This is a genomic window from Myxococcus sp. CA033, from assembly GCF_013336625.1.
Lineage (GTDB): Bacteria > Myxococcota > Myxococcia > Myxococcales > Myxococcaceae > Myxococcus > Myxococcus llanfairpwllgwyngyllgogerychwyrndrobwllllantysiliogogogochensis.
This window is the reverse complement of sequence record NZ_JABUMU010000001.1, coordinates 651,949-677,486: the sequence shown is the minus strand read 5'-3', so window position 1 is coordinate 677,486 and position 25,538 is coordinate 651,949. Positions and strand designations below refer to the sequence as shown.

Genomic DNA, 25,538 nt, shown 5'->3' with positions numbered 1-25,538 from the left:
ACCCGGGAAGGCGTGCACCTCAGACGCGCTTGAGGTGCGGTGCCTTCTTGAGCAGCTGCGCCAGGTAGAGGTCGGCGACCTTCTCCATCACCGTGTTGCCGCGCAGGCGCTGGTTCAGGTTGACGAAGTCCACCTGGTCCAGCCGCTGGTCCTGGTTGTAGCAGGAGAACACCCACGTCTCCTTGCCGGTGCGCGGGTCCACGTGCCGCTGGAGGCACTGGGCGCAGATCTCCTTCATCATGCACTGCATCGGCGAGTTGATGGAGCCGATGGCCTCGTGGTCCGGCTTCAGGTACGGCTGGAGCACCTTGTGCCGGGCCTCGGCCACCGCGCGCATCATCCGGTCCGAGCCGATGGCGATGATGCGGTCCACTTCCGACAGCGGGATGAGGCCGGGCGTGGCGAGCTTGCCCTCGGCGTACGCCACCATCGCCTGCACCACGTTGCCCCGGAAGGCGGCGTCCTGCGGGCGGCGCGGCTCAATCAAGTCGCCGCTGTCCACGGACCACACAATCTGGTCCGTGCCGGCCTCGATTTCGTCGTGCTTGAAGGAGTCCGACTTGAGGCGGTAGGCGGCGAAGTAGACGACGCGGCAACCCGCCGCCTTGAGCGAGCGGGCGATGGAGAAGAGCACCGCGTTGCCCAGGCCACCGCCCACGAGCACCACCGTCTCGTTGTGGGCAATCTCGGTGGGCGCGCCGGTGGGGCCCATCAGCACCACGGACTCGCCCGGGGTGAGCGCGGAGCACAGGCGCGACGAGGAGCCCATCTCCAGGACGATGGTGCCCATCAGTCCCTTCTCCTTGTCCACCCACGCGCCGGTGAGGGCCAGGCCCTCCATGGTGAGGCGCATGCCGTCGACGACGGGCGCGTTCCGCTCGAAGTTCTGGAGCCGGTAGAACTGGCCGGGCTGGAAGTGGCTGGCCGCGAAGGGCGCCTTCACCACCACCTCCACAATCGTCGGCGTCAGGCGGGTGACGGACACCACGGTGGCGTTGAACGCGGCGTCCAGCTTCGCGAAGTGCGCGGCGCGCAGTTCCTCGCGACGGGCCTGGGCGACCTCGTCGTCGAAGTCGAGCGACGCCACTTCCTTCGCGTACAGGCGCGCCACTTCCGAGTAGCCATCCTTCGCGCTGGCCATGGCCTTCACCACGTTGCCCGCGTACGTCGGGTGGTTGTCTCCGTAGAAGGAGATGAAGCGCCCGTCCTTCGCATATGACGTGAAGAAGCCCACCTTGGAGTCCAGGTCCTCGCTGGCCTCCACGGGCTCCAGCGTGAAGCCCTGCTCACCGTCCACCAGGGAGTAGCCCTGGAAGTAGTCGCCGCCCTCGTCGAGCTTGAAGGTGCCCGGGTACTCGCGCTCGTACGTGACGTTGGGCGAGGTGCCGGCGGCCACGCACACGGTGCGCGCGGGCAGCTCGAAAAACTGGCCGCTGCCCTTGAGCTTGCCGTCCACCGTCACCATGCGCTCGAATCGCAGCGCTCGCACCGCGCCCGTCTCGTCCTGCAGCGCCTCCACCGGGCTCATGCGCTCGATGAAGCGGATGCCCTCCTCCAGCGCCTTGGACACTTCCTCGTGGTTGAGGCGGTAGGCGGGGGACTCGGTGAGGCCGCGGCGGTAGGCCAGGCTGACGCCGCCCCACGCTCGCACCAGCTTGATGAAGTCCGGCGTGCGGCCCTCCGCCTTCGCCTGCTCGCGCTCGGCGCGCACCGCGCGGCCGTGCTCCAGGAAGGTCTGGTAGGTGGCGCGCTCCTCGGCGTCCAGCTTCGCGAGGATGGCCTCGTCGCCCAGCTCCGCGGAGAGCTTCTCGTGGCGGGCGAGCGCCTTCTCCACCTGCACCGGGTAGTACGCCATCAGCTCCGTGGCGGTGTCGACGCCGGTGAGGCCGCCGCCGATGACGATGGCGGGCAGCTGCACCTGGAGGTTCGCCAGCGAGTCCTTCTTGAAGGCGCCCGTGAGCTGGAGCGCCATGAGGAAGTCGCTCGCCTTGCGGATGCCCCGGATGAGGTTGTTCTTCATCCCGATGATGGTGGGACGTCCGGCGCCCGCGGCGATGGCGATGTGGTCGAAGCCCAGCTCCCACGCGTCCTCGATGGTGAGCGTGCCACCGAAGCGCACGCCACCGTGGATGCGGAAGCCGTCCCGCCGCGCCAGCGTCAGGTGGATGAGCGTGAGGAAGTTCTTGTCCCAACGCACGGTGATTCCGTACTCGGACACGCCGCCGAAGCCCTCCAGCACGCGCTCATCCAATTCGCGCGTGAGCGAACGCCAGTCGCGGATGGGCTTGAGGGCGTGGCCATTGCGGCCGGCCAGCTCGTCGGAGAACGGCTCGATCTTCAGGCCGTCCATGCCCGTGACGCCGAAGCCCTCGTTGAGCAGGTAGTGCGACAGCGTGTAGCCGGCGGGCCCCAGGCCCACCACCAGCACGTTGCGACCCACGTAGGGCAGCGCGTACGGACGGCGGATGTTGAGCGGGTTCCAGCGCGTGAGCAGCCCGTAGATTTCAAAGCCCCAGGGCAGGTCCAGCACGTCCGTCAGCGCGGCCGTCTCCGCCAGCGGGATGTTCACCGGCTCCTGCTTCTGGAAGATGCACGCCTTCATGCAGTCATTGCAGATGCGGTGGCCGGTGCCGGGGCACATCGGGTTGTCGAGCGTGATGACCGCCAGCGCCGCGAGCGAGTTGCCCTCGCGCTTGAGCAGGTGCGCCTCGGAGATGCGCTCGTCGAGCGGACAGCCCGTGAGGGGGATGCCCAGCGGGTTCTTCTTGTAGCTGTGGCCCTCGGCCACCTTGTCCTTCGCGGGGAAGCCCGTGGAGCAGGAGTCCTTCTGGCGCTCGTGGCAGAGCACGCAGTAGTCCACCTCGTTCATCACGTCGCGCGCGGTGCCGCGGCGGTCGGTGAGCTTGAAGCCGTCGCGGTGGCGAAGGTGGTGCGGGAGTCCTTCGGTGGCCTCGGGAAGAGCGGCGTCCGGGCGCTGGAGCTGCACGAGCTGGTCGAACACCAGCGGCTTGGGCACGCGGTGGGTGGGCCAGGTGTGGAACTGCTCCTTGGTCTCCGGGTGCAGCGCGCGCGCGTACGTCCAGCGGTCCGCCAGCGACAGCAGCGCGCGGACGGACTGCAGCTCCGCGGCATCATCGCCCTGGGTGACGAGGCTGGAGCCGAAGGCCTCTCGGCCCTCCGGTGTGGCCGTCAGCGAGGTGCGCAGCGCCGACCAGCGGGCGCGCAGGGCCTCCGCCTTCGCCTGCTCCTCCGCGGGCAGGTTGCCGGAGAACAGCCGCTCCAGTTCCATGAGCGTGAGGACGGACTCGGCGAGGCCGCGCTCGAAGTCGCCCAGGGAGAGCGCCTCCGGGAAGCCGAGCTGGAGCAGCAGCCGCATGCGCCCATCCAGCGACGGGAACTCGGCCAGCGCCGGACGGTCCGGCGCGCCCTTCTTGAAGACGCGGCGGGTGATGAACTCGCGCTTGAAGTCGAAGAGGGGCAGCTCTCCCTTCAACTGGCCCATCTGCCGCTCCAGCTCCTGGTCGACTCGGAAGAGCCGGGAGACGAAGCGCGACGTGTGCCGGGCCACCCGCACCAACAGGTCCGACTCGGCGGGGCCGGTGAGGCTGGTACCGCCGGACTGGCGGTAGGCGTCGAAGGCCTTGAAGAGCTCGGGCTCGTCCTCGGCGAGCTGCGCGTCGAAGCTCTTGGCCAGCCGGCGCAGTCCGCGCGGGCGGTAGAGGTCTTCGAAGGTGAAGCCCGGCAGACCCAGTTGAAGGGCGGGGCCAGGGTCGGAGGGCAGGTCGGTCAGGGCGCGCATATCACTGAAGGTGTAGGAGGAACCCGGAGCAACGGCTCGCGTGCGGGGCCTATTTCGCGGTGAGCCGCCCGGAAAGCAAGCGGCCTCGCGACGCCGCGTGAAAGCAGGCGATGGGAGGGAGTGGCTCTGCTGGAGTTGTAACGCGGGAGCCCGACGCCGGCCTCCCTGTCGGCCCGGGCCCCGGGGGCAGGAGCTCCGTCCCGGGGTGCGACGGCACACCGCGCCATGTGTTGAGGTGCCCGCACAGGGGGGCGGCTGTGTGCCGACCCGGCTGGATTTCCTCTGGAGCAGCACCCGGAGGCGGCCCCTGACGCCCTGTCGGCCACTCTCCTGGCGAGGAAGGGGGCCCTTCGCCGTGTCGCGGGAGCCCCGTGGGTGGCGCGCCGGTCCACGGCGCTGCCGCTGTCACCGGGTATCGATACCCGGCAGCGAGGTGGGTAGCGCCCTTCCTTGCCCGGGGGCGGGCAGGGCGACGTGCTCCAGGCGGCGGCGGAGCTTGAACAGCCCCCAGAACATGCGGGCCGCGTCCAGGCCGGGGATGACCTTGGAGCCACCGAAGTCCTCCCAGTCGATGGGGACCTCGAGACAGCGGGCCCCCTGTCGCTGGAGCAGGGCCAGGAGCTCCACGTCGAGCAGCCAGCGCTCCTCGCGCAGCACGTCCAACAGCGGGCGCAGCACCGAGGCTCTCATGAGCTTCACGCCGCATTGCGTGTCGTAGAAGCGCAGGCCGAAGTGCAGGTCCGTCAGGGTGGCGAAGATGCGGCCCTGGAGGTGGCGGTGGAGATTGCGCACCACGCGGCGGCCAGCCATGAGGATGCGGGAGCCCGCCAGCACGTCCACGCCCTCGGCGTCGGGAGTGTCGGTCAGCCGCACCAGTCGGAAGAGCTCCTCGGCGTTGATGGCCCCGTCCGCGTCCAGGAAGGCGAGCCAGGTGGCTCCAGGAGAAGCGTGGCGCCAGCCGAGGCGGATGGCGGAGCCCTTGCCGCCATTGCGGGGCGCGGCGACATACGTGAACCGGTGGGGCGAACTCGCGGCCGACAGTCGGGCCTGGGCCGCCTCGATGCTGGCTTGCTGAAGCGAGGCGTGCTCGGGCGCGCTGCCATCATCCGCGACGATGAACTCCACCCGGGGCGTCGGCTGGAGCAGGGCGACGCGGGTGAGCGACTCCACGAAGCGAGGCAGTCGCTGCCCCTCGTTGTAGGCGGGGATGACGACGCTGATGGAGGGCGCTTCCACGCGCCGGGTTTGAGCACGGTGGGGGAGGGGCGTCAATGCGAGCGCGCGAGGCCCTCGATGCCTCGGCGCGTGGGGTGCTCGTCAGGTGCGGTTCCCCGGGGCTGGGTGGCCTGACGGCACGAGCGGCGAGGGGGCGTGCCTGCCTCCTGCGTTTTCGAAAGTTCGGACGTGGGGATGCAGGTGCCCAACCGTGTCGTCGACCTGCCGGGCGGAGCGACGGCCAGAGGCGTCCGTCGCGCCGGGTTCTCGGCAGGGGTCGGCGCCCTCGCTACCGCCGCTTCGGACGTCGCGGCTTGGAGGTGTTGGGTCCACGAGGTGGCTTCTCGGGCGGGGACGAGGGCTTCTTCTTCGCCGGGACGCCAGCCGGAGTGGGGGGCGACTGCACCTGCCGAGGCTCCGTCTCGTTCTTGGGAGACCGGGGCTTGGGGAGCACGGCCGCGGCTCCTGTCGATGTCGACGGAGACGCTTCGCCGTGAGCTGCTCCTCGCGCACCGTGGCTCCGCGCAGCGGGGCTCGCCTTCGTCGCGGGGGGCGTCGGTCGCGACTGCTCCGCCTGGGGGCGAGCAGGGCCGGTTGAACTCTCGGCGCGCGGCCGGGGTGCATGCCGCGCGGTCGGGGGCTGTTCCGTGCGCGCCAGTTCCTTCGTCGCCTGCGGAGAAGGGGAGCGCCGTGCTTCCAGCGAGGGCTCGGCGGCTCGTGCCTGAATCGCGCTCGACGAATCACTGGCCTGACGGGCGCGCAGTTGCTCCACCTCGCGGCGCAGGCGGACGACCTCGGCGGAGAGCTGGGCGTACGAATCGCGCACATGTCCGTTGAAGACGCGCTGTCGACCCAGGGCCTCGTTGATGAACACCTGGCACGACTTGCGGAAGGCCCACTTGGCCACCACCACGAGCTGACCCACGCCACCCCGGTGCGTCTGCAGCGGCAACGCGCGCGTGGCGTCGGCGTTCTCTTCCAGTGCGTGCAGGTTGAAGGTCAGTGGCTCCACTCGGGGCTCCACGCCTTCGGCGGGCACCTCCACCGCTTCGGAAGTGGGCAGGCCTCGCGTTCGCAGGCGCTCTTCGATGCGGGTCAGCAGCTCCCGCGCCGGAATGTCGCGTCCCAGCAGCTTCATCGATGCTTCTCCTCGAGGATGCGTTGCAGCTCGTCCCGATAGGCGGCCACCACCTGCGGCCACCCTTGTTTCTTCACGTACGCCAGACCGCTAGCGCCCAGCGCGCTTCGCGCCTCGCCCACTTCGCGCAGTCCCTGGATGAACGAATCCAGGTCCGTATACGCGCGGCCCGCGCCACTGCGTTGTACCTGTCCCACCAGCACGTCCGAGCGCCCGTTCACCAACACCGGCGTGCCCTGCGCGAAGGACTCCAGCGTGAGCAGCGACAGGCTCTCGTAGCGAGAGGGCACCACCACCGCCAGGGCACCGGCCAGTGCGTCGTGCTTGTCCTGCTCGGGGATGCGTCCCAGGTAGCGCACGCCATCGCCCTCCAGCGGCATGTGCGCGTCACCCGCGAGCACCAGGTCCGGCGCGTCCGCGTACCGCTGCTTCAAGGCCTGGTGGAACTGGAGCAGCTCGGGCACACCCTTGCCCGGCTCTTGCCGGCCCACGTAGAGCAGGTAGTCGCGGTGCACGCCGTGCTTCTCGCGGAAGCGAGCCCCATCGGCGGCCGGCCGCTCCACGCCCACGCCCACCACGCGAGTCCTCGCATGGCCCGGGAAGTACTTCTCGATGATGGTCAGCTCCTCCGGCGTCAGGCAGAGCAGCGCGCGAGGGAGCTCGAAGACGTCACGGTACGCATCGAACCGGATGGGCGCTTCGTCATGCGTGGTCGGAACCAGCAGCGCGCGGTCCGCCACCAGGGGCATGCCCCACACCGTCGGCGCGTAGAGGTACGTAAAGAACAGGTAGCCGTCGTACGCGTTTCGCGTGTCGGCCAGATGGCGCAGAAGCCCCGGAGCCAGCGGGCCCTGCTCGGCAATCCACTGCTCTTCGCGCAGCCGCTCGTTGCTCTTGTCGAAGAGCTTTCGCGACAGCCCGTTGAAGCCTCGGATGTTGCGCACCCGCGTCACGGGGAAGCGCAGCACGTCCACGCCGCGCACCGTGTCCGGCCCCGCCGGGAAGTCGTTCTCCCAGGAGAGGTGGTTCTTCGCGCACGTGGTCAGCACCGTCAGGTCCCAGTGCGGAGTGAGGCGCTCGGCCACCTGCGCGGCCAGCATCTCCGCGCCTCCCGTCACCTCGCCATAGCGCTGCACGACTACCGCCACCCGAGGCCGCTTCGGAGGCGCACGACGGGGACGCGGCGCGGGCAGGGACGAACCCAGCGCATCCGACAGCGCCCTCTGCACGGACGCGGCGGAGAAGTGCTCCAGCCTGCGTCGCTGACCGGCGATGACGGGTTCGCGAAGCGACAGGTCCTCGCTCAGGTCCACCGCCAGCTCCGCGAGGAACGCGAAGCGCTTCTGGTCGAACGCGATGCCCGCGCCGCCCAGCGTCTCCGGCACCGCCGCGGCGGCGTACGCCAGCACGGGCACGTCCGACGCCATGGCCTCGATGAGCGGGACGCCGAAGCCCTCGTGCTCGCTCATCGAAACGAACACGGATGCGGAGCGGTACGCGGCCACCAGCTCCGCGTGGCTCAGCCGGCCCAGGAAGCTCACGCCGCTCAAGCCCCGCGCCTCGCGCTTCAGCGAGCGGAAGTAGCGACTGCCCGGCTCGTACCCGCCCACCATCAACAAGCGCGCCTGGGGGCGCAGTCGCAGCACCTCTCGGTGCAGGGCGATGAGGTCCTCGAAGCGCTTGTGCGGCATCACCCGGCTGACGCCGAGCAACACGGGACCGGGGCCCGACAGCTTGCTCAGCAGCTTCGCGTCCGCGCGCTCGGGACCGAAGCGCTCCGGTTCGATGAGCAGCGGCACCGTGTGGACGTTGCGGTAGCCCGCGACGCGCAGCTCGGCGGAGTTGTAGTCCGACACGCCGATGGCCACGTCGACGAAGGGCGCCATCGCCGCGAGCTGGGCGCGGCCGGCCACCAGCGCGTTCTCCAGCGACAGTCCCGAGTAGAAGCGCGCGGGGCTGATGTTGTGGAACACGAGGCCGCGCCGACACGGCAGGTGCATGAGCCGGCTGCTCAGCGGAGAGGCGATGCCGTGGTGATAGAGCACCAGGTCGCCCGGCTCCGGCTTCAACGTCGAGGCGGGACTGGCCAGGCCCTCCAACCCCGCGCCGACTTCATCCGCGTACAGGCCGCCCCACACACCCAGCCGGCGCAGGAGGAGCTGCAGGTGCAACGCGGCCTGCCCGGTGGCGTCGCCGGGCACGAAGCTCGCTATCAGCTGGTGAATCGCCATGCGCGCCCTGCCTATCACAGGGGCGTGGTATGAGGCGCACCGTGTCCACCGGCCCCATCGCTTTCGACGCGACGCTCTGGGATGAGCCCACCACCGGAATCGGCCTCTACACCCGCTGTCTCGCGGGCGCGCTGGAGGCCAAGGGTGTGCGGTTGGAGAAGCTGGGCGCGCGGGGCTCGGGCGACCATCCGAGGGGGGCCAGCGGCCGCACCGCCTGGACGCTCGCCCGACTCCCTCGGGTGCTGGAGCGCTCGAAGCCCGCGCTGTACCACGCCCTGGGCAACTTCAATCTCCCCCTGACGCGGATAGCCGGCACGGCCTACGTGCTCACGGTGCTGGACCTGATTCCGCTCATCATGCCGGACACCGTCTCGGCGAAGTTCCGCTGGCAGTTCCGGCTGTGGCTGTCACGCAGCCTGATGCTGGCCGACCGGGTGGTGTGCATCAGCGAGCGCACGCGGCAGGACCTGCTGGAGCGCTTCCCGGAAGTGGAGTCGCGCGCCGTGGTGGTGCCCATCGGCGTGGACCATGTCCACGCGCCCGTGCTGGACGCGACGAGCGTGGACTTCCTGCGCGCCCTCGCCCTGCCCAAGGACTTCGTCCTCTACGCGGGCTCGCTCGACGTGCGCAAGAACGTGGACCTGGTGCTGGACGCGATGGAGCGACTGAAGGCGCAGGGGCGGCCCGCGTCGCTCGTGCTGGCGGGACAGAGCTGGTTCGGCTCGGGGCGCGTGGAGTCACGCATCGCGCGGCTGCGCTCGGAGGGGCTCGATATCCGCCCGCTCGGCTATCAGTCCGAGCCGGTGTTCTACGAGCTGATGCGGCGCGCGGCCTTGTTCGTGTTCCCCTCGCGCTACGAGGGCTTCGGCCTGCCCCCGCTGGAGGCGATGCGGCTGGGAACTCCGGCCATCGTCTCGACGGCGGGCTCGCTCCCGGAGGTCTGCGGCAGCGCGGCCCTGGCGGTGAGTCCGGACGACGCGGAGGGGCTCGCGGAGGCCATCCATCGGCTGCTGCGCTCACCCGGAGAGCGCGGTGCCCTCGCCGAGAAGGGCCGGGCCCGGGCCGCGGAGTTCACCTGGGAACGGACGGCGGAAGGAACGCTGGCGGTGTATGAGGCCGCGCTCCGACGCTGAGGGTTGGAGCCTCGCCGTCGGAGCCTCGGCGGCGAATCGAGAGTGGAGGATGCGGATGCGAAAGCTCGTGTGGAGTGGTCTCGTGCTGAGCGGTCTTCTGGTCGGGTGCGCCAGCGCTCCGGCGAAGCAGGACCCCGCGGAGCCGCAGGTGGAGCAGGACGTGGCGGCCTCGCCCGACGCGGAGTCCGCGGCCCCGTCGCCCGGTGAAGAGGCGAAGCCGGCCGAGGCGCTGCCCATCCTGGTGAGGGCCAACCCCCAACCCAAGGACCCCATCAACATCGAGGGGGCGAGGGTGGACGGCAACATCCTGACGCTCAACGTCTCGCACGGCGGTGGTTGCGCGGAGCACTCGTACACGCTGGCCTGGGACGGCACGTTCCAGCAGAAGTCTGGCGCTGCGCCCGTGGCCAATTTGGTGATGATTCACGACGCCAACGGAGACCGGTGCAAGGCCATGAAGTTCGCCGAGCTCCGGTATGACTTGAGCACCGTCTCCCAGACCTGGGCCGCGCAGCCCGGCAAGGACTCCGGCACGGTGGAGCTGGCTCTGCCCGGCCTGTCCGCGCCGGTGAGCTACTCGTTCTGAGCCCCATCGAGAACCTGGACGCGACATGAAGCTATCGGAGGCCCTGGCCGTACTGGAGCGCAGCTTCAGCGGCCTGGAGGAAGGAGCCCCTCGGCTCGTCGAGGCGGAGGATGACCGCTTCGCCTTGCGGCCGAGCGCGGTGTGGCTTGAGTACCGCTGGTACGTGCGCGCGGGCGGAATGGCGGAGGTGTTCCTCAAGTCCGAGCGCGTCCGCGCAGGAGTCCGCTTCCACGCGGAGGCCACGGTGCTGCGGGTTCATCTGCTCGGCGCTTCGTCGGAGCTGTCGGAGCGCGCGGCGCAACTGCTCGTCGGAGGGCGCCCCGCGCCGGAGCGGCTCATGGGACTGTTCGGCGACGATGGTGTGCGCCGCGAGGTGGTCGCCTTCGGACGTACGAGCGTCACCGTGGAGCACTGGGACACGCCCGGCCCGCGCCCTGTCCTGGCCGAGGCGCGCTTCCGTGCGCTCGCGGAGCGCCTGGCGGACCCGGCCTCGACGCCGGAGGAGCGCCACGAGGCGGTGCAGCGCCTCGCCGACGAGCGCAGCCCTCGCGTGGTGGAGGTGCTGCTGGAGCTGCTCTCGCGTCAGTCCTCGCTGATGGCGCTGCGCGTGTTGTCCGAGTGGGGCGAGGAGCGCTCCAGGGCGCCTCTCCTGCGCGCCCTGGACGCGGTGCGCCCCGACAACCCCGCGGACTTGTGGACGCTCACCGCCCTGGTGCGGCGGCTGGATGCGTGGACGCACGTGAAGCGCTGACGGAGGCCACGGTGATGCCCTCCGCGATGAGGTCTTCACGCAGGCGCGTCAGCACCTTGCCCAATAGATTCAGTCCCCTCCACTTGGAGGGGTCCTGGATGTTGGGATTGTCCATGCTCAACCCCACACCCCAGATGCGGTCCATGGGACTGGCTTCCACCAGCTCCGTACCAGCCGTGGCCAGCAGGGCCTCCAGCAGCGAGGCGTTCTGGGTGAACTTCGCGCGATTGCCCTCATGGACGACGCGCTCCCGCTCACGCTCCCACGTGGCGGCATCGAAGTTCCGCACCTTGCGACCCAGCGCCTTCTGCGCCTTGGGCGCCGAGGTCTTCAGGATGCTGGCGAGCACCTCCATGTCACCGAAGACGCGCGCCTTGCCCGCCATCATGTACTGCTCCGTGCAGCCGTAGTGGACCCCGTCCACCACGAACTCGGAGCGGTGCCACTGCGAGAAGGGCGACTCCTCTTTCCAGAAAAAGGTGAACCTGCCCTGCCGCTGAGTGCCAGCCATCGCGAGCCTCCTGGTTGGTGTTGATTGTACACCAACGTTCGGGGCGCGAGGCCCTGACAAGCGCCATGCGGTCATCCAGCCGCTGGACGGGAGGCGCCCCAGGCGAGGCACCTCCCGTGCAGGGCGATTCAGCCCTGGGCTCGGGCGGCGCCCGGAACCTTGGGGCCGAGCACGTCGCGCAGCGCGTCCGTCACCGTCAGCTTCGGCGTCCATCCCAGCGCGCGCAGCTTGTCCGGAGCCCCGATGAGGCTGGGGATGTCGGAGGGACGCAGGCGCGCGGGGTCCAGCTCGATGCGCGCATTGACGCCCGCGAGCGACAGCATCTCCTCCAGCAGGCTGCGGATGGTCCGCCCCTCGCCGCTGCAGATGTTGTACGCCTGCCCGGGCTCGCCCTTCACGAGCAGCAGCCGGTAGGCCTCCACCACGTCACGCACGTGGGAGAAGTCGCGCACCGCGTCCAGGTTGCCCGTGCGCAACACCGGGTCCACCGTGCCCAGGCCAATCGCTCGAATCTGCGAGGCGAAGGAGGGCACGACGAACGTCGGGTCCTGACCTGCGCCCAGGTGGTTGAAGGGCCGGGCCATCATGACTTCCAGCCCGTAGCTGCGGTGGAACTGCACACCCGCCAGCTCCGCCGCGGACTTGGAGGCCGCGTAGGGGCTCAAGGGCACCGCGGGGGTGTCCTCGGTGGCGCGCGTGCCTTCGGGCACCGGGCCGTACACCTCACCCGAGCCCACGAGGACGACGCGCGTCTTCGGCGCGTTCTCCCGCAGCGCCGTCAACAGATGCACCACCCCCATGGTGTTCACCGCGAACACGCGCGAGGGGTTGTGGTGGCTCTTGGCCACCGAGCTGAAGCCCGCGAGGTGGATGACGCCGTCCGGCTTCGCCTCGGCCACGGCGGCCTTCACCGCGGCCTCGTTGGCCACGTCGAAGTGCAGGGCGCTGCTGCTGACGCCCTCACCGCGCGGCCCGTGCGCTTCAACCACCTCGTCACCGGCGGCGCGCAGAAGCGCGCACAGATGCCTGCCGACGAACCCATCCGCTCCCGTGACGAGAACCCGCATCTACCGCTGCCCCGCCTTCACGCGCTCCAGGTCCGCGTCGACCATCATCTCCACCAGCTGCTTGAAGCGCACCTTCGGCTCCCAGCCCAGCTTGGCCTTGGCCTTCGCCGGGTCGCCGATGAGCAGGTCCACCTCGGCCGGGCGCACGAAGGCCGGGTCGGTGAAGACGAACTTCTGGTAGTCCAGCCCCACGCGGCCGAAGGCGATCTCCACCAGCTCGCGCACCGTGTGCGTCTCGTTGGTGGCCACCACGTAGTCCTCGGCCTGGTCCTGCTGGAGCATCAGCCACATGGCTTCCACGTAGTCGCCCGCGAAGCCCCAGTCGCGCTTGGCGTCCAGGTTGCCCATGGGCAGCTTCTCCTGGAGGCCCAGCTTGATGCGCGCCACGTTGTACGTGACTTTGCGCGTGACGAACTCGAGGCCACGGCGCGGAGACTCGTGGTTGAAGAGGATGCCGCTCACCGCGAACAGGCCGAAGGACTCCCGGTAGTTCACGGTGATGTGGTGGCCGTACGCCTTGGCCACGCCGTACGGGCTGCGCGGATAGAAGGGCGTGTCCTCCGTCTGGGGGACCTCCAGCACCTTGCCGAACATCTCGCTCGAAGACGCCTGGTAGAAGCGCACCTGGGGCCGCGTGTGGCGGATGGCCTCCAGCATCTTCGTCACGCCCAGCGCGGTGAACTCACCGGTGAGCACCGGCTGGTTCCAGCTGGTGGGGACGAAGGACTGGGCCGCGAGGTTGTAGACCTCGTCCGGCTTGACCAGATTGAGCAGCGCCGCGAGCGAGAACTGGTCCAGCAGGTCTCCCTGGTGGAGCTGAATCTTGCCGTGCAGGTGCTGGATGCGCTCGAACTTCTCTTCCGACGAGCGGCGCACCATGCCGTGCACCTCGTAGCCCTTCGACAGAAGAAGCTCCGCCAGATAGCTGCCGTCCTGCCCCGTGATGCCAGTAATGAGTGCGCGCTTGGTCGCCATGGTCTTTTTCGCTGTTGGCTGGAAGACGCACTTTGTACCTGACGCGGTTGCCCGGAGCCAACCGTTCCCTCTGGCTTCGTACTTGAAAGGCACACCCCTCGTGCGAAGTTAGGGAGGACCCACCTGCCTGGAGCCTTGGTCATGCGTCACCCTCTCGTCTTCGCCCTGGCGGCTGTCGTCGCCGGCTCCGTTGCCTCCGCTCAATCCACCCAACCCTTGCAGGTCCCCGCCTTCCGGGAGACGACGCCCGGGCCCGCCGCGACAGGCGGTCTCATCCAGGACGTCGCTGTCTGGGTAGGGTCGCCCGTCGCGGGGCAGGGGGATGCGGGCATCGGGCTGCTGCTCACGGCCTATGACAATCAGAACTCCGGCCTCTCCACCTTCGGGTTGGATGGTCAACAACTGGAGCAGGAGCAGGATGGACCCACGGTGAGCGTCGCGGTCCGGGATGGCTTCCGGCTGGGGCCGTCGACGCGTTCCCTGGCGGTGACGGCGAACACCGTCGTCGGGTTGTCGGCCTACGTCGTGGATGGTTTCCAGACGACGAATCGGGTGCAGCGGATTGGCGTGGGGCCGTTCGTCGCCAACAGCACGACGTTCAACACCGTGGCGCTCTATCGCAGCCCCGGCACCGGTCGCTTCTTCGTGTTCGCGGGGACCGCGGACGGCTCCCTGCAGCAGTTCGAGTTGTCCGGAGAGGATGGCGGGTTGTCCTCCACGCTGGTGCGTCCGGCCATCGACGTGGGAGGCCCCATCACCGGGCTGGTCGCCGATGAGGAGCTGGGCTTCGTCTACGTCGTGCAGGCTGGCGAGGCCATCTGGCGCTACAACGCGGAGCCCAACGGCGGTACCAGCCGCGTCCTGGTGGCGTCCCTGTCGGCGACGGGCAGCAACCTGTCCAGCACCGTCAACCGCCTGGCGCTGTACCGCGCGGCCAACGCGGAGGGTTACCTGCTGGCGGCGGACACGGGCGCGGGCACGTTCGCCGTGTTGGATCGCCGCACGTATGCCTTCCTGGGTTCGTTCCGTGTGACAGCGGGGGATGGAGGCCTCGACGCGGTGGAGGCGCCGCGCGCGCTGGCGGTGTCGGCGCTGCCGATGGGGCTGGAGTTCCCCCAGGGACTCTTCGTCGCGCAGGACTCCAACAATGGCGGCACGGACAACCTGAAGCTGCTGCGGTGGGAGGCCGTGGCCGCGGCCTTCACGCCGCCGCTGCGCGTGGACACCCGGCCGTCGACGGGCGACGGTGGCACCGACGCGGGTTCGGATGGCGGCTCGGATGGGGGCGGAATCGGAGGGGGCGGCGGGCGCCCCTCGCCGGGCGGTGGCGGTATCGACCTCGACAACGACACGTCTGGCTGCACGTGTGCCTCCGCCTCCGTGCCCGGTAGTGTGCTCCTCGGCCTGCTGGCCCTGGGGTTGTCGGTGCGCCGACGCCGCGAGCGCTGAAGCGCGTTGCCATGGGGCGCGGGGCACGATGAAGTGCGGTCGCTCATGCGTTCCTCGCGTCCCTTCCTCCTCGCGCTCGTGACTTGTGCCGCCGCCTGCGCCGGCACCCAGCCCTCCGCGCCTGTCTCCTCGCTTCCCGCTTCACCAGTGCGCATCACCCTGGTGGGCCTCAACGACTTCCACGGGCAGGTGGAGCCGCACCGCGCGCGGCTCGCGGATGGTCGGACGGTGGAGGAGGGCGGCGCCGCCACCCTCGCCGCGTATGTCGCGCGGCTGCGCGAGGACAACCCTGGAGGCGTGCTGCTCCTGGATGGTGGCGACCTCTTCCAGGGCACGCTGGCGTCCAACCTCACCGAGGGCGCCATCGTCGTCGACGTGTACAACCACCTGGGGTTCACGGCGGCGGCCATCGGCAACCACGAGTTCGACTACGGGCCCGTGGGGCCCGCGCCCATGGCCTCGGGCTCTGGTGAGGACCCGCTCGGCGCCCTCAAGGCGCGCGTGAAGCAGGCGCGCTTTCCGTTCCTGTCCGCCAACCTCCGCGACGCGACGACAGGGAAGACTCCCGCGTGGCTGGGCAACGACGGCACGCACATCGTCGTGGTGAAGGGCCTTCGCGTCGGCGTGCTGGGCCTCACCACCGAGTCGACCCCGAGCGTCACCAATCCGGCCAACGTCGCCTCGCTGCGCTTCGCGCCCCTGGCGTCCTCGGCGCTCGAGGCCTCACGCTCCCTGCGTGAGCGCGGCGCGGACGTGGTGGTGGCGGTGGCGCACGCGGGCGGCCAGTGCTCCGACATGCGCAACCCCCGGGACACGTCGAGCTGCGACAGGGGCGACGCGGAGATTCTCGACATGCTGGCCGCGCTGCCCCAGGGCACGCTGGACGCGGTGGTGGCGGGGCACACGCACCAGACGATGGGCCACTTCTTCGACGGAGTGCCCATCATCGAGACGACGGGACAGGCCCGCTCGCTGGGCGTGGTGGAACTCTTCGTGGACCCCGTGCGCCGCCGCGTGGACCCGTCACTCACTCGCATCCAGGCCGCCATTCCCCTGTGCACCCAGGTGGAAGCGACTCATGGCGGCTGTGATGCACGGCGCCTGCGCGAGCGCGCCGAGGTGAAGCTCGCGCCCGCGGTCTTCCTGGGCACCCCGATGCAGCCGGATGCGGAAGTGACGCGGCTGCTCGCGCCCACGCTGGCGGAGGTCGATGCGTCCCAGGGACGTGCGTCGGGCGTCTCCTGTGCCTCGCCCCTGGCGCGCGGCTTCACGGAGGAGGGCGCCCTGGGCAACCTCATCGCGGATGCGCTGCGCGAGGCGGCCGGCGCGGACGCCGCGGTGATGAACCCCGGAGGCATCCGGGCCGACCTGCCAGGTGGGACGCTGTCCTTCGGCCACGTCTACCAGGCGCTGCCCTTCGACAACACGGTGGCCGTGCTCACGCTCACCGGCGCCGAGCTGCGGCACCTGCTGGAGCTGGCCCATGGGGTGGAGCGCGGCGCGGTGTTCGCCGTGTCGGGACTGGAGCTGACGCTGGCCCGCTGCCCCGGGCCCGGTCGGCTACAGGGTGTCACGCTGGAGGGCGGCAAGCCGCTCGTGCCAGAGCAGCGCTACCGTGTGGCGGTGCCGGACTTCCTCGCCCGGGGTGGTGACGGCGTGGACGGCGTGACGCGGCCGTTGCCTCCCGAGCGCACCGAACTCTCCCCGGTCCGGGGAATGGACCTGCGCCAGGCGCTGATCTCCTACGGCCGTTCCCACGGGGGCGTCCTGCCCACGCCCGCGCTGGGGCGCGTGCGCTACAGCGGTGTCGCACAGGTGTGTCCCACAGCGTCTCGCTGAGAGAACCTGGGCTGAAAATTCGACCGCGAGCTGATCCGCTGGCGGTGAATGGGGCCGCCAACCCTTGGAAAGATCAGCGGAAACGCTCCCGGGCCGATTTTTCGGCCTGGGATCAGTTTTCAACGGAAGGAAGAGTCCTTACTCTAGGGCTCGCGAGTGCCCGTGCCGAGGTGGCCCCGTCATCAGGGACTGCGTGCGAGGGCCTCCGAGAGCGGAGGGACTGACATGCTCTACAAAGTGACCCCGATGATGCCGCCGCCGCCGGACAAGGCGAAGCCGCGTGAGCCGGGGCAGGCCCAGCCGCGCAAGCGGCGCAAGTCCGCCGTCTACGACGCGGATGGCCACGAGGTGCTCATCTCGTTGATGTGCATCAAGTGTCGCACCCTGAAGCCCCTGGCCCAGTTCGGCCTGCGGAAGATGGCGGACGGCGCCATCCGCAACCAGCCCTGGTGCCGGACGTGCCGCTCGGGCGCGGGCACCAAGAAGCCCAAGGCTGGCAAGGGCGAGGCCACCGCCGCGCCCACCGAGGCCGCGCCGGTGCTCCAGGTCGTAGAGCGCGCCGCTCCCAAGGCCACCGCCGAGGTCGCCGAGCCCGCAACGCCCGCGCGGGGCTGAAGGCTCTTCGCTCCGAAGTCACCCCTCCGGGTCGACCATGTCCTGGCCGACCTGAAGGGACGTTTTCGAGTCCCTCGTCACGACAGTCGCAGGCCCGCCGGCAGCGTGTCGCCGAGCGCGCGTGCTTCATCCGCGGCTTCCAACGCCACCACTTCGCGCACCATGCGCACCCACGTCTCCGACGCCTGCGCGGCGACGAGCGCCTGCGCCGCGCGCTCGCGCAGGGCCGGGTCCACGTCTCGCGTGCGGTCTCCCGTGAGGCGGGCGAGCTGCGCGGCGGCGAACGGCGCGCCGTCAATCTTCCGCAAGTCGAGCTCCAGCAGCAGCGTGAGCCACGCCTCCGCGGTCTCCACGTCCACCACCTTGTGGCCGCTGCCGTAGAGGGGCACGCGTGCGCCCAGGCGGCCCAGCGCCCAGGCCCACGGCCCGCCAGATTTTGCCTCGGCCTTCAGCCGCTCGGCGATCCACCGCCCCACCTCCGCCTTGTCCGAGGGCGACAGGTGCTCCAGTGAGGCCGCCGTGCGCACCATCTCCTCCAACCCCTCGGGTTGGATTCCCTTGAGCTTGCCGGAAGGCGGCGCGCCAGGGGGCACCTTCCTCGCGAGGTGCGGCTGGAGGTAGACGTAGAGCTTCTGCTGCTGCGCCTCGTTGAGTCCGCCGGCGATGCGGCGCCACATCACCCAGAACTCCGTCCACACCGCCTTGTCCGAGTGGTGCTGCACCAGCGCGTCGAAGAGGCTGAAGGTCTGCTCCGCGCGCCAGCCGTCCAGCGGGTAGCCGAAGCCCGGGCGCAGGGTGAAGCCCGCGAGGCTGTAGAAGACGCGCTCGTGGTCCTCGCTGCGACGGCGCTTGCTGGCGCCCGCGTACAGGGTGCTCCACATCTCGCGCAGCACCGGCACGCGCCACGTGTCGCGAGGCCCCAGTGCCTTCTCCAGCGTGCGCGAGAGCTGCTTCACGTCCTTGGAGCCCAGCGGCAGCGGCTTGTTGCCGTAGACGCGCTCGATGTTGTCCTTCGCCTCGGCGAAGCGCGCGGGCATGGACTCGGTGACGGTCAGCTCGTGGGAGCCGCCGGTGCCGCGCAGCTCGAACTCCAGGCGCCACCGCTCGTCCGCGACGTCGGAGACGCAGTACAGCTCCAGCGTGCCAATCTCCGTCAGCGCCGCCTGGAGGTGCACCGGCACGTCCGCGACTTTTCCCGCCGCGCCCTTGAGCAGCGTGTGGATGGGCGGCAGGGGCTTCAAGTCCTCCGCCAGCGGCACCAGGTCCCCAGGCTTGTCGATGCGGTCGCTCGTCGTCGAGTAGAGCTGGAACTGCACGGGCCGGCCGAGCGTGAGGGTGAAGGGGCGCTCACCCAGGTCGACCTTCTGGCCCTCCTCGAAGCCTCGGGGAATGAGGCAGAGGGCGGGCTGCTCCGCGCTGTCCGCCGCGCGCTGCAGGCCCACGTAATACGCGCGCGCCGCGCCACCGCCGATGCGCAGGCCGTGACCACGCCGCACCAGCCCGTAGTACGCCGCGCCCCGCGCCACGGCCAGCTCCAGCGATTCGTGGCGCAAGAGGGAGATGGTCGGCGCGTCCGGCCACCACGCGGACACGGCCTCCACCAGTCGCTGCGAAATCCAGGGCGAGTTGAAGACGCCGCCGTTGAGGAGGATGGCGTCGGGGCGGGGGAGGGCGCCCTCGAAGGCAGGCGTCTCTCCCAGGGCCGCGAAGCCCGCCGCCGCGTGCTGCGCGAGGAAGGCCGCCAGGTGCCGTGTCACCGCCGCGTCCTGCACGTACGGCAGGCCCAGCTCCTGGAGCGCCATGCGCGCGGCGCGGCGAGGCCGCTCCGTGGGTGGGGTGCGCGGGAAGAAGCCGTCCAGCACCAGCGCGTGGGCCTCCTCGCGCGTCAGCTCGGACGACAGCGTTCCTCCCAGCAGTCGGCTGCCCTCGCCCGCGAGCGACACGCCGTACTTCTCCGGTGGCGCCTTGCCCAGCAGCGCTTCCTTCGCGGTGCGCGCGGCCTGAATCGCCTGCGTCCACTGCGTAGCGGACAGGCGGCGTCCGTCCGTCAGGAGCTTCTCCTCGACGCGCCGGGCCAGCGCGGCGTCCATGTTGTCGCCCCCCAGCATCAGGTGGTCACCCACCGCGAGGCGCCGCAGCATGGGGCCTTCGGGCGATACTCCCGCGTGCACCAGCGTGAAGTCCGTGGTGCCGCCACCCACGTCCACCACCAGCACCAGCCGGACGTGCGCGAGCGTCTGCTCCAGCTCCGCGCGGTGGCGCGCGGTGTAGTCGTAGAAGGCGGCCTGGGGCTCCTCGAGCAGGGTGAACTTCTCGAGCCCCGCCTTGCGCGCGGCGCTCACCGTGAGGGCGCGCGCGGCCTCGTCGAAGGAGGCGGGGACGGTGATGACCACCTCCTGCTTCGACAGGGGCTCATCCGGGTGCGTGAAGTCCCAGGCGCGCGCCAGGTGCGTCAGGAGCAGGGCGCTGGCGTCGACGGGGGACAGCTTCTGGACGTCGGCCGGAGCGCCCCAGGGGAGGATGGGCGCGGAGCGGTCCACGCCCGGGTGACACAGCCAGCTCTTGGCGCTGGCCACCAGTCGCCCCGGCACGCGAGCACCCTGCCAGCGCGCAAGCTCCCCCACCACCCACGGACCGCCGTCATCGCCCCAGGGAAGCCGGAGGGACTCGGCGCTCAGCTCGTGCCCCGCCGGCACGTACACGGTGGAGGGAAGCAGCGCGCGCGGCGCCACCTCCCCCTGACGGACCAGCTGAGGGACGGGGAAGTCCTCCACGGGCGCGCTCGCGCCCCGGGCGGGGTCCACGGACGCCACCGCGCAGTGGGTGGTGCCCAGGTCGATGCCAACGATTCGCATACACCTCCGTTTGCCGGCCGGCGTTCTACTCCTTCATGCGGACGTTGAGCTCCAGCTTCCAGCGTCCGGCGCCACCTTTCTCCAGGCACCGCAGCTCCAGCGTCCCCACCTCCGTCACCGCGGCCTGCAGGTTGACGGGGGTCAGGTCGCCAAAGGCCGAGGCCTGTCCGGGCATGGTGGTCTCGATGGGGGCCAGCTCCTCCATCTCCCCCTTCGCCAGCTCGTCCGCCACGTCATCCACCATGACGCCGACCTTGTCGTCGCGCCGCATGGAGGAGGAGAAGAAGCGGAAGCTGGTGGGCTCGCCGGTGACGAGGCCGAACTCCTGCGGCGGCACATCCGCCTGCGTGCCTTCCTCCATGCCGAAGGGCGCCACGCACAGCGCCTTCACCGGAGGCTCGAAGCCGGGCACCGCGGGCATCGCCGACTCCACGCCCACGTAGTACGCGCGCGCCGTGCCACCGCGGATGCGCAGGCCGTTGCCCTGGCGCACCCAGCCGTAATACGCCGCGCCGCGCGCCACCGCGAGGTCCAGGTCCGCGCCCTCCAGCTCCTTGGCGGGCTCCCCCCCGTCCGCCTTCAGCCACATGTTGAGCACCTCCATGACGCGCTCCTTGAGAGGGCCCGCCTTGAAGACGCCACCGTTGAAGAGCACCGCCGTCGGGTGGAGGAAGGACTTGTCGCCCACTTCCACCGGCGCGTCGTGGCTGGCCGCCAGCGCCTGGGCCTGCCGCGTGAGGAAGGCCGCCAGATGCCGCGAGACGCCCGGGTCCTGCGCGTAGGGCAGCGCCATCTGCGCCAGGCCCATGCGCCGCGCGGTGCGGGGCAGCTCCGCCAGGGGTGTCACGGGGAAGAAGCCGTCGGTGAGGACGCGGTCCAGCTCCTCGCGCGTCAGCTCCGTGCGCAGCGTGCCGCCGATGAGCGACGAGCCCCGGCCGGGGATGGAGATGGGCACCTTGTCCAGCGAGGTGTCACCGTACAGCGTCTCCTTCGCCTGCCGGCAGCCGTGGGTGAGGGCGTTGAACTGCCACGGGTCCAGCTTCTTGCCGTCGGCCGCCAGGCGCTGGTTGAGCGTGTGCGCCAGCGCCAGGTCCATGTTGTCGCCACCCAACAGGATGTGGTCGCCCACCGCCACGCGCAGCAGCTCCACCTCGCCACCGCTGTCTCGCACGGTGATGACGGAGAAGTCGGAGGTGCCGCCGCCCACGTCCACCACGAGAATGACCTCGCCGGGCTTCACCTGCTGCCGGAAGTTCTCCCCCATCGCCTCCAGCCACGCGTACAGCGCGGCCTGCGGCTCCTCGAGCAGGGTGAGGTGTTCGATTCCCGCCGCCTTCGCGGCCTCCAGCGTCAGCTCGCGCGCCGCCGCATCGAAGGACGCGGGGACGGTGACGATGACGTCCTGGGTGGCCAGCGCGTTGCCGGACTCGTCATCTCCCTGGGCGAAGGTCGTGTCCCACGCCTCCTTGAGGTGGCGCAGGAAGCGCGCGGACGCGTCCAGCGGGGACACGCGCTGCACGTCCTCCGGGGCCTGCCACGGCAACAGCGCCGAGCGCCGGTCCACGCCGGGGTGGGACAGCCAGCTCTTGGGGGAGGAGACCAGCCGGGTGGGGACCTTGGCTCCGTGGGAGCGGGCGAACTCTCCGATGATGGAGGTGGCGTCCTTGTTCCACGGCAGGGCGAGGCTGCCCTGGGGAAACTCCTGGGCGGAGGGCAGATAGAGGAAGGAGGGCAGCAGCGGGCGCGCTTCCAGCGTGCCGGGCGCGGTCAGCTGGGGGATTGGCAACATCGACTGCGCGCGTCCCCGGGCCTTGCTGTCCTCGAGGTTGAAGTACGACACCGCGGAGTGCGTGGTGCCAAGGTCGATGCCGATGGAATAGCGGGCCATATCGGGCTTGAACTCCTTGAGGGCTCCCTTTTGTCCGGTCTGCGCGTCCGCTGAGCGACGCTCAGGCGAGCTCGACTTCCGCTGGAGCGAGCACTCGCGGGTCCATGGCGGGGCTCACGACCGGAAACTTCACCTCCGACGTCACCCACCCGTGGTGGCGCAGCGTGCCGGTGTGCGGAGGCTGGCCCGTCACGTTGCCGATGAGGCGGATGCGCTGGGCATCGAAGGACACGGGCACGGTGACCTGGTCCCCCTCCGACTGGGGGAGCACCGCCTGGAGCGTGAAGTACTGGCCCATCACCTTGCGGCACCCTTCATGGACGGTGCGGCAGGCGGCGCCCACCTCGGCGTCCGAGAAGGCGGCCACGTTCTCCTGGAGGAAGTCCACCAGCCGACCTTCCCGCTGGAGCATGGCCAGCAGCGCCAGGGCGCTGGCGTGCTCGCGCTCGGGCGGCAGGGCAGGGGGGGGCGGGGGGGCCTTCTCCACCGTGGGGGTGGGGGACGGGGTCTCGGAAGGCAGGAGGTTCAGCTGCCCGGCGTCGTAGGCCCGGCTGGCGGGCAGCACGGCGCGAGCGAAGTCGCCGGACACGAGGCAGCGCCAGAAGCAGAGCCAGGCGAGCCAGAAGCGCGCGAAGAACGACAGCGAGGCAGACGGGTCAGTCATCGACTCCGGATAACAAAGCCCGCCTGCTTTGCAATTCGGCAGTTGCCCGAAATGCCCCCAAATGCAAAGGGCCTCACGGTTTCCCGTGAGGCCCTTCGTTTTCAACATGGTGGAGGTGGACGGGATCGAACCGACGACCTTCGCATTGCGAACGCGACGCTCTCCCAACTGAGCTACACCCCCATTACGGGCCCTGCGCGCTGCGCCCCGGCGTTTGGGCCGCCGAGGTGAACGGGCTAGTACCGGACCCCTTTCTTGCTGTCAAGCGCAAGCCTTCGCAACGCATCCGTGCGATTGACGTGCCGCGCAGCGGATGCCATAAAAACCCTTCTTCTCAGGCGTACCCTTCCCGCCCGGTGTCCCTCCCCCCGGTAATGTCTACCTCCCCTTCAAAGACGTTGAGCCCGGCCGAGCTCGCGAAGCTCGAACACGCGTTCGCTTCAGACCCTTCGTCCGCCGCCTATAAGCCCTTGGCCGAAGCGTACCTGAGCATGGGTCGCTTCATGGAGGCGATGGTCGTCTGCAAGAAGGGCGTGAAGGCGCATCCCAACGCCGCGGACCCGCGCGTCCTCCTGGCCCGTGTCTATGCCGACCAGGGCAAGGACAAGAAGGCCCTGGAAGAAGCGCTCGGCGCGCTCCAGGTCCAACCCGAGGACAAGGCCGCGCTGCGGCTGGCTGGCGCCATCCAGCTCAAGACGGGTGAAGCCGAGCCCGGCAAGGCGAACCTCCTCAAGGCCTACAGCGTGGATCCGGGAGACCCGGACACCGTCACGCTGCTGCAGCAGCACAAAATCGAGCCGCCGCGCCCCGCCGCGCCCGCGCCGGTCGTCGCGCCGCCGGTGCTGACTCCGTCCGCCACCCAGCAGTCCGCGTCGGCCCTCTCCAACGTCGCCGCCACGGCGGGCGCGGAGGCGCAGGCTTCCGTCGCGCCCACGCCGAGGCCCCCGTCGACTCCGCGCCCTCCTGCGGGCCCTTCCGCCCCGGTGCGCAACGAGGCGCCCCAGCGCGCCACCCCCCAACGCCGCCCGCAGCAGGTGGTGGTGGAAGAGGTGGACGACGAGGATGACGACTCGCCCCGGCATCGCGGCGGTGGGCGTGCCTCCAGTGGACGCGGCAAGCTGGTGACGCTGGCGCTGCTGGTGGCCATCCCGGTGTTCGCCGGTGGCTACGGCTGGTACACGGCGCACACCCGGAAGATCTCCCGCGAGCTGAAGAAGCACCTGGAAGGCTCCGCGGAGCTCCTCAAGCGCGACTCCTTCGACAGCTACAAGAAGGCGTGCGAGGAGGCCGACAAGGCGCTGGAGGTGAACTCCGACTCCGGTCTGGCCCATGGTTACCTGGCGTACGCCTACGCCATCCGCTGGGGTGAGCACGGCGGTGGTGACGATGCACGCCGTCGCGCCGAGGAGCATCTGGCCGCGGGCATGAAGGCGGGCGACGTCAGCTCGCACCTCATCGCGGCCGAGGCGCTCGTCCAGACGTACGGCGGCAAGGGCAAGGACGCGCTGGGCAAGCTGGAGGAGAAGGTGCGGGCCCTGGACTCACAGGGACGCTCCAGCTCGCTCCTGTACCTGACGCTGGGCCTCATCCAGATGAACGCGGGCGACCTGGACCGCGCGCGGGACACCCTGGAGCGCGCGCAGACGCTCGCTCCGGACGACCCGCGCGTCTACTCCGGCCTGGGCGCCGTCTACCGCCGGCTGGGCCAGGACAACACCGCCTGGAAGAACTACGACCTCGCGCTGCGCTACGCGAAGGACCACCCCGAGTCGCTCCTGGGCCGCTCCCTGCTGATGCTGGAGCAGGATGAGCCCAACTTCGGCCTGGTCCAGACGATGCTCAAGAAGCTGCTGGAGGCGGAGCCGCCGCCGTCGCCCCGTCAGCTGGCCGCCGCGCATCTGGCGCGCTCGCTGCTGGTCAGCCGCGTGTCCGCCGAACTGCCGGAGCTGAAGCCGGACGTGCAGCAGAAGCTGGTGGAGGCCACCGCGGTGCCGCTGGAGAAGGACAAGGCGCGCGCGGAGATGCTCAAGAGCGAGGAGACGGGCTTCTCGCTCGACAAGCAGAACCCGGAGCTGCACCTCATCAAGGGCCGCCGGCTCCTGACGGAAGGCAACTTCGAGCAGGCCGCCGAGGAGATTCGCAAGGCCATCCGCGTGGACTCCTCGCGCGCCCAGTTCCACGTCGAGCTGGCCAAGGCCCTCATGGGCAAGCAGGGTGGCGAGAAGGAAGCCGCCGAGGCGCTCCAGACCGCCCTCAAGACGATGGGCGACAGCCCCAAGCTGGTGGTCATGCTGGGCAACGCCCTGCGCCGCCAGGGCAAGCTGGATGACGCCCTGACGCAGTACCAGCGCGCCGTGAAGGACCCGAAGGCGAAGAACCCCGAGGCCCGCCTGGCCATGGGCACCATCTACCGGGAGCGCTCCGACTGGCCCAAGGCCCAGGAGCAGTTGGAGAAGGCGAGCCAGGAGTTCGTCGGTCAGCCCGAGCGGTCGGCCGTGGCGCTCACCGAGCTGGCGCGCGTCTTCCAGGGCAAGGGCGACGCGGCGAAGGCGGACGAGACGTACCAGCGCGCGCTCAACGCCGACGAGGGCTTCACCCCGGCGTACTACTACTACGCCACGCTGCTCTCGAAGGACGCCAAGCAGACCCCGAAGGCGAAGATGCTGGCGCAGGAGTACCTCAAGCGCGAGCCGAGCGGTGAGCACGCCAACGCCGCTCGCTCCCTCTCCGGAGGGTGAGCGGGGTCCGACTCCGTCGCCGGGGTCGGACAAGCGGGGCTGATGCGCGCGGGCAGCACGGCGCGCATCGTGCCCGCGGGCCTG

General features: G+C 70.2%; 17 protein-coding genes and 1 tRNA gene. 7 read left to right on the top strand and 11 right to left on the bottom strand.

The genetic code is table 11. The features are described from left to right. Positions 1 to 19: 19 nt before the first annotated feature. The 4 genes from HUA78_RS02605 to HUA78_RS02590 form a co-directional block, all read right to left on the bottom strand. Positions 20 to 3,799: an FAD-dependent oxidoreductase gene (locus HUA78_RS02605; RefSeq protein ID WP_174475592.1), complete on the bottom strand. Its 3,780-nt coding sequence runs from the start codon at positions 3,797 to 3,799 to the stop codon at positions 20 to 22. Positions 3,800 to 4,204: 405 nt separating this feature from the next. After that, positions 4,205 to 5,035: a glycosyltransferase gene (locus HUA78_RS02600; RefSeq protein WP_174475591.1), complete on the bottom strand. Its 831-nt coding sequence runs from the start codon at positions 5,033 to 5,035 to the stop codon at positions 4,205 to 4,207. A gap of 268 nt (positions 5,036 to 5,303) precedes the next feature. Then, a complete protein-coding gene (locus HUA78_RS02595) occupies positions 5,304 to 6,152 on the bottom strand; it encodes a hypothetical protein (protein WP_141645579.1) in 849 nt (282 codons plus the stop codon). Continuing rightward, complete coding sequence (locus HUA78_RS02590; RefSeq protein ID WP_174475590.1) at positions 6,149 to 8,383, bottom strand: glycosyltransferase family 4 protein; 2,235 nt, start codon at positions 8,381 to 8,383, stop codon at positions 6,149 to 6,151. The genes HUA78_RS02595 and HUA78_RS02590 overlap by 4 nt, the downstream gene beginning before the upstream one ends. 29 nt (positions 8,384 to 8,412) lie before the next feature. Between HUA78_RS02590 and HUA78_RS02585 the strand changes: the two genes are divergently transcribed. Genes HUA78_RS02585 through HUA78_RS02575 form a run of 3 tightly spaced genes read left to right on the top strand, consistent with a single transcriptional unit; the run spans position 8,413 to position 10,853 of the window. Further along, positions 8,413 to 9,516, top strand: coding sequence for a glycosyltransferase family 1 protein (locus HUA78_RS02585; protein WP_174475589.1), 1,104 nt, complete (start codon positions 8,413 to 8,415; stop codon positions 9,514 to 9,516). 55 nt (positions 9,517 to 9,571) lie between these two features. After that, positions 9,572 to 10,102: a hypothetical protein gene (locus tag HUA78_RS02580; protein ID WP_141645576.1), complete on the top strand. Its 531-nt coding sequence runs from the start codon at positions 9,572 to 9,574 to the stop codon at positions 10,100 to 10,102. A gap of 25 nt (positions 10,103 to 10,127) precedes the next feature. Then, entirely contained in the window at positions 10,128 to 10,853 is a 726-nt protein-coding gene (locus HUA78_RS02575; protein WP_141645575.1) for a hypothetical protein, read from the top strand. Here the strand turns inward: HUA78_RS02575 and HUA78_RS02570 are convergent. The 3 genes from HUA78_RS02570 to gmd all read right to left on the bottom strand — a co-directional run bounded on the left by HUA78_RS02570 (position 10,804) and on the right by gmd (position 13,406). Continuing rightward, on the bottom strand, positions 10,804 to 11,364 hold the full coding sequence (locus HUA78_RS02570; RefSeq protein WP_141645574.1) for an NADAR family protein: 561 nt from the start codon (positions 11,362 to 11,364) through the stop codon (positions 10,804 to 10,806). The genes HUA78_RS02575 and HUA78_RS02570 overlap by 50 nt on opposite strands. 128 nt (positions 11,365 to 11,492) lie before the next feature. Next, positions 11,493 to 12,431, bottom strand: coding sequence for a GDP-mannose 4,6-dehydratase (locus HUA78_RS02565; RefSeq protein WP_141645573.1), 939 nt, complete (start codon positions 12,429 to 12,431; stop codon positions 11,493 to 11,495). Then, complete coding sequence (gene gmd, locus HUA78_RS02560; RefSeq protein WP_141645572.1) at positions 12,432 to 13,406, bottom strand: GDP-mannose 4,6-dehydratase; 975 nt, start codon at positions 13,404 to 13,406, stop codon at positions 12,432 to 12,434. A gap of 141 nt (positions 13,407 to 13,547) precedes the next feature. On the opposite strand from gmd, the gene HUA78_RS02555 reads away from it, so the two are divergent. The 3 genes from HUA78_RS02555 to HUA78_RS02545 all read left to right on the top strand — a co-directional run bounded on the left by HUA78_RS02555 (position 13,548) and on the right by HUA78_RS02545 (position 17,309). Beyond that, positions 13,548 to 14,855 (top strand): myxosortase-dependent phytase-like phosphatase, encoded by a 1,308-nt coding sequence (locus HUA78_RS02555; protein ID WP_141645571.1) that lies wholly within the window; start codon positions 13,548 to 13,550, stop codon positions 14,853 to 14,855. A 45-nt stretch (positions 14,856 to 14,900) separates the two neighbouring features. Then, complete coding sequence (locus tag HUA78_RS02550; RefSeq protein WP_174475588.1) at positions 14,901 to 16,694, top strand: bifunctional UDP-sugar hydrolase/5'-nucleotidase; 1,794 nt, start codon at positions 14,901 to 14,903, stop codon at positions 16,692 to 16,694. Between the two features lie 225 nt (positions 16,695 to 16,919). After that, positions 16,920 to 17,309, top strand: a complete 390-nt coding sequence (locus HUA78_RS02545; protein WP_141645569.1) for a hypothetical protein — start codon at positions 16,920 to 16,922, stop codon at positions 17,307 to 17,309. Between the two features lie 77 nt (positions 17,310 to 17,386). On the opposite strand, the gene HUA78_RS02540 is transcribed toward HUA78_RS02545, so the two are convergent. The 4 genes from HUA78_RS02540 to HUA78_RS02525 all read right to left on the bottom strand — a co-directional run bounded on the left by HUA78_RS02540 (position 17,387) and on the right by HUA78_RS02525 (position 22,899). Then, the gene (locus HUA78_RS02540) at positions 17,387 to 20,164 is read right to left on the bottom strand and encodes an Hsp70 family protein (protein ID WP_174453346.1); all 2,778 of its coding nucleotides are present in this window, start codon (positions 20,162 to 20,164) and stop codon (positions 17,387 to 17,389) included. Positions 20,165 to 20,189: 25 nt separating this feature from the next. Then, positions 20,190 to 22,052, bottom strand: coding sequence for an Hsp70 family protein (locus HUA78_RS02535; protein ID WP_174475587.1), 1,863 nt, complete (start codon positions 22,050 to 22,052; stop codon positions 20,190 to 20,192). Between the two features lie 61 nt (positions 22,053 to 22,113). Then, positions 22,114 to 22,716, bottom strand: coding sequence for a DUF2760 domain-containing protein (locus HUA78_RS02530; protein ID WP_174461365.1), 603 nt, complete (start codon positions 22,714 to 22,716; stop codon positions 22,114 to 22,116). A 107-nt stretch (positions 22,717 to 22,823) separates the two neighbouring features. Further along, a tRNA-Ala gene (locus tag HUA78_RS02525) sits at positions 22,824 to 22,899 on the bottom strand. A gap of 308 nt (positions 22,900 to 23,207) precedes the next feature. On the opposite strand from HUA78_RS02525, the gene HUA78_RS02520 reads away from it, so the two are divergent. Beyond that, positions 23,208 to 25,454, top strand: a complete 2,247-nt coding sequence (locus HUA78_RS02520) for a tetratricopeptide repeat protein (protein ID WP_174475586.1) — start codon at positions 23,208 to 23,210, stop codon at positions 25,452 to 25,454. Positions 25,455 to 25,538 lie beyond the last annotated feature (84 nt).